Origin of the sequence: Bacillus mesophilus (assembly GCF_011008845.1) — a bacterium.
GTDB classification, from domain to species: domain Bacteria; phylum Bacillota; class Bacilli; order Bacillales; family SA4; genus Bacillus_BS; species Bacillus_BS mesophilus.
The window spans coordinates 1-4,753 of record NZ_JAAIWM010000020.1 but is presented as its reverse complement, the minus strand read 5'-3'; the positions used below and the strand labels follow the sequence as shown (position 1 = coordinate 4,753).

The 4,753-nt window shown below is 52.1% G+C and carries 2 rRNA genes; both read left to right on the top strand.

What is annotated here, in order from left to right:
* The first annotated feature begins 34 nt into the window (after positions 1-34).
* Positions 35-1,573, top strand: a 16S ribosomal RNA gene (locus tag G4D63_RS21590).
* A gap of 206 nt (positions 1,574-1,779) precedes the next feature.
* Positions 1,780-4,703: ribosomal RNA gene (locus G4D63_RS21585) — 23S ribosomal RNA — on the top strand.
* The 16S and 23S rRNA genes sit together here, the layout of an rRNA operon.
* The last annotated feature ends 50 nt before the right edge of the window (positions 4,704-4,753 follow it).

The window sequence follows — 4,753 nt, the reverse complement described above, 5'->3', positions numbered from 1 at the left end:
AGTAGATTGCCGGTGTAATGAGCAATCAAACACTTTATTGGAGAGTTTGATCCTGGCTCAGGACGAACGCTGGCGGCGTGCCTAATACATGCAAGTCGAGCGAATCTCTTCGGAGATTAGCGGCGGACGGGTGAGTAACACGTGGGCAACCTGCCTGTAAGACTGGGATAACTTCGGGAAACCGGAGCTAATACCGGATAACTTCAGACACCACCTGGTGACTGAATAAAAGATGGCTTCGGCTATCACTTACAGATGGGCCCGCGGCGCATTAGCTAGTTGGTGAGGTAACGGCTCACCAAGGCGACGATGCGTAGCCGACCTGAGAGGGTGATCGGCCACACTGGGACTGAGACACGGCCCAGACTCCTACGGGAGGCAGCAGTAGGGAATCTTCCGCAATGGACGAAAGTCTGACGGAGCAACGCCGCGTGAGCGATGAAGGCCTTCGGGTCGTAAAGCTCTGTTGTTAGGGAAGAACAAGTACCGTTCGAATAGGGCGGTACCTTGACGGTACCTAACCAGAAAGCCACGGCTAACTACGTGCCAGCAGCCGCGGTAATACGTAGGTGGCAAGCGTTGTCCGGAATTATTGGGCGTAAAGCGCGCGCAGGCGGTCCTTTAAGTCTGATGTGAAAGCCCACGGCTCAACCGTGGAGGGTCATTGGAAACTGGGGGACTTGAGTACAGAAGAGGAAAGTGGAATTCCACGTGTAGCGGTGAAATGCGTAGAGATGTGGAGGAACACCAGTGGCGAAGGCGACTTTCTGGTCTGTAACTGACGCTGAGGCGCGAAAGCGTGGGGAGCAAACAGGATTAGATACCCTGGTAGTCCACGCCGTAAACGATGAGTGCTAAGTGTTAGAGGGTTTCCGCCCTTTAGTGCTGAAGTTAACGCATTAAGCACTCCGCCTGGGGAGTACGGTCGCAAGACTGAAACTCAAAGGAATTGACGGGGGCCCGCACAAGCGGTGGAGCATGTGGTTTAATTCGAAGCAACGCGAAGAACCTTACCAGGTCTTGACATCCTCTGACAATCCTAGAGATAGGACGTTCCCCTTCGGGGGACAGAGTGACAGGTGGTGCATGGTTGTCGTCAGCTCGTGTCGTGAGATGTTGGGTTAAGTCCCGCAACGAGCGCAACCCTTGATCTTAGTTGCCAGCATTAAGTTGGGCACTCTAAGGTGACTGCCGGTGACAAACCGGAGGAAGGTGGGGATGACGTCAAATCATCATGCCCCTTATGACCTGGGCTACACACGTGCTACAATGGATGGTACAAAGGGCAGCAAAACCGCGAGGTCGAGCAAATCCCATAAAACCATTCTCAGTTCGGATTGCAGGCTGCAACTCGCCTGCATGAAGCCGGAATCGCTAGTAATCGCGGATCAGCATGCCGCGGTGAATACGTTCCCGGGCCTTGTACACACCGCCCGTCACACCACGAGAGTTTGTAACACCCGAAGTCGGTGAGGTAACCTTTTGGAGCCAGCCGCCGAAGGTGGGACAGATGATTGGGGTGAAGTCGTAACAAGGTAGCCGTATCGGAAGGTGCGGCTGGATCACCTCCTTTCTAAGGAATATTGGAAACTTTCGTTTCCATAAAATGACGCTTGAACGTTTTGTTTAGTTTTGAGAGAATCATTCTCTCGGCATTTTGACTTCGTCAAGATGGATGCTTATTTTGCCTAACAGCAAAAAAGCCTGTTCTTTGAAAACTAGATAATGCAATTCGTATGTAAGAAAAGTCAAGAAATAGATCGAATGATCTTTAACAACGGTTAAGTTGTTAAGGGCGCACGGTGGATGCCTTGGCACTAGGAGCCGATGAAGGACGTGACTAACAACGATATGCTTCGGGGAGCTGTAAGTAAGCTTTGATCCGGAGATTTCCGAATGGGGAAACCCACTGCTCGTAATGGGGTAGTATCTTCACCTGAATACATAGGGTGATGATGGCAGACCCGGGGAACTGAAACATCTTAGTACCCGGAGGAAGAGAAAGCAATTCGCGATTTCCTGAGTAGCGGCGAGCGAAACGGAAGAAGCCCAAACCAAGAGGCTTGCCTCTTGGGGTTGTAGGACACTCAACATGGAGTTACAAAGGAACGAGGTAAGTGAAGCGGTCTGGAAAGGCCAGCCATAGAAGGTAACAGCCCTGTAGCTGAAACTTCGTTCCCTCCTGAGTGGATCCTGAGTACGGCGGGACACGAGAAATCCCGTCGGAAGCAGGGAGGACCATCTCCCAAGGCTAAATACTCCCTAGTGACCGATAGTGAACCAGTACCGTGAGGGAAAGGTGAAAAGCACCCCGGAAGGGGAGTGAAATAGATCCTGAAACCGTGTGCCTACAAGTAGTCAGAGCCCGTTAATGGGTGATGGCGTGCCTTTTGTAGAATGAACCGGCGAGTTACGATCCCGTGCAAGGTTAAGTTGAAGAGACGGAGCCGCAGCGAAAGCGAGTCTGAATAGGGCGATTTAGTACGTGGTCGTAGACCCGAAACCAGGTGATCTACCCATGTCCAGGGTGAAGTTCAGGTAACACTGAATGGAGGCCCGAACCCACGCACGTTGAAAAGTGCGGGGATGAGGTGTGGGTAGCGGAGAAATTCCAATCGAACCTGGAGATAGCTGGTTCTCTCCGAAATAGCTTTAGGGCTAGCCTCGAGTTTGAGAGTCTTGGAGGTAGAGCACTGATTGGACTAGGGGCCCTCATCGGGTTACCGAATTCAGTCAAACTCCGAATGCCAAAGACTTATACTCGGGAGTCAGACTGCGAGTGATAAGATCCGTAGTCGAAAGGGAAACAGCCCAGACCACCAGCTAAGGTCCCAAAGTATACGTTAAGTGGAAAAGGATGTGGAGTTGCCCAGACAACCAGGATGTTGGCTTAGAAGCAGCCACCATTTAAAGAGTGCGTAATAGCTCACTGGTCGAGTGACTCTGCGCCGAAAATGTACCGGGGCTAAACGTATCACCGAAGCTGTGGAATGTCTAACGACATTGGTAGGAGAGCGTTCTAAGGGCGTTGAAGCTAGACCGTAAGGACTGGTGGAGCGCTTAGAAGTGAGAATGCCGGTATGAGTAGCGAAAGACAAGTGAGAATCTTGTCCACCGAATGCCTAAGGTTTCCTGAGGAAGGCTCGTCCGCTCAGGGTTAGTCAGGACCTAAGCCGAGGCCGAAAGGCGTAGGCGATGGACAACAGGTTGATATTCCTGTACCACCTCCTCACCGTTTGAGCAATGGGGGGACGCAGAAGGATAGAGAATCGCGCGATTGGAAGTGCGCGTCCAAGCAGTTAGGCTGGTAAGTAGGCAAATCCGCTTACCATAAGGCTGAGCTGTGATGGCGAGGGAAATATAGTACCGAAGTTCTTGATTCCACACTGCCAAGAAAAGCCTCTAGCGAGGTGAGAGGTGCCTGTACCGCAAACCGACACAGGTAGGCGAGGAGAGAATCCTAAGGTGATCGAGAGAACTCTCGTTAAGGAACTCGGCAAAATGACCCCGTAACTTCGGGAGAAGGGGTGCTCTGATAGGGTGAAAGCCCGAGAGAGCCGCAGTGAAAAGGCCCAAGCGACTGTTTAGCAAAAACACAGGTCTCTGCGAAGCCGCAAGGCGAAGTATAGGGGCTGACACCTGCCCGGTGCTGGAAGGTTAAGAGGAGAGGTTAGCGCAAGCGAAGCTTTGAATTGAAGCCCCAGTAAACGGCGGCCGTAACTATAACGGTCCTAAGGTAGCGAAATTCCTTGTCAGGTAAGTTCTGACCCGCACGAAAGGTGTAACGATTTGGGCACTGTCTCAACGAGAGACTCGGTGAAATTATAGTACCTGTGAAGATGCAGGTTACCCGCGACAGGACGGAAAGACCCCGTGGAGCTTTACTGTAGCCTGATATTGAATTTTGGTACAGCTTGTACAGGATAGGTAGGAGCCTGAGAAACCGGAGCGCTAGCTTCGGTGGAGGCGTCGGTGGGATACTACCCTGGCTGTATTGAAATTCTAACCCGCAGCTCTGATCGAGCTGGGAGACAGTGTCAGGTGGGCAGTTTGACTGGGGCGGTCGCCTCCCAAAATGTAACGGAGGCGCCCAAAGGTTCCCTCAGAATGGTTGGAAATCATTCGTAGAGTGTAAAGGCACAAGGGAGCTTGACTGCGAGACCTACAAGTCGAGCAGGGACGAAAGTCGGGCTTAGTGATCCGGTGGTTCCGCATGGAAGGGCCATCGCTCAACGGATAAAAGCTACCCCGGGGATAACAGGCTTATCTCCCCCAAGAGTCCACATCGACGGGGAGGTTTGGCACCTCGATGTCGGCTCATCGCATCCTGGGGCTGTAGTCGGTCCCAAGGGTTGGGCTGTTCGCCCATTAAAGCGGTACGCGAGCTGGGTTCAGAACGTCGTGAGACAGTTCGGTCCCTATCCGTCGTGGGCGTAGGAAATTTGAGAGGAGCTGTCCTTAGTACGAGAGGACCGGGATGGACACACCGCTGGTGTACCAGTTGTTCTGCCAAGGGCATCGCTGGGTAGCTATGTGTGGACGGGATAAGTGCTGAAAGCATCTAAGCATGAAGCCCCCCTCAAGATGAGATTTCCCATTCTTTGAAGTAAGACCCCTGAAAGACGATCAGGTTGATAGGTCTGAGGTGGAAGCGTGGCGACACGTGGAGCTGACAGATACTAATAGGTCGAGGACTTAACCATATAAAAAGACAATCTTATATACGAAACATTATCTAGTTTTGAGGGAATAA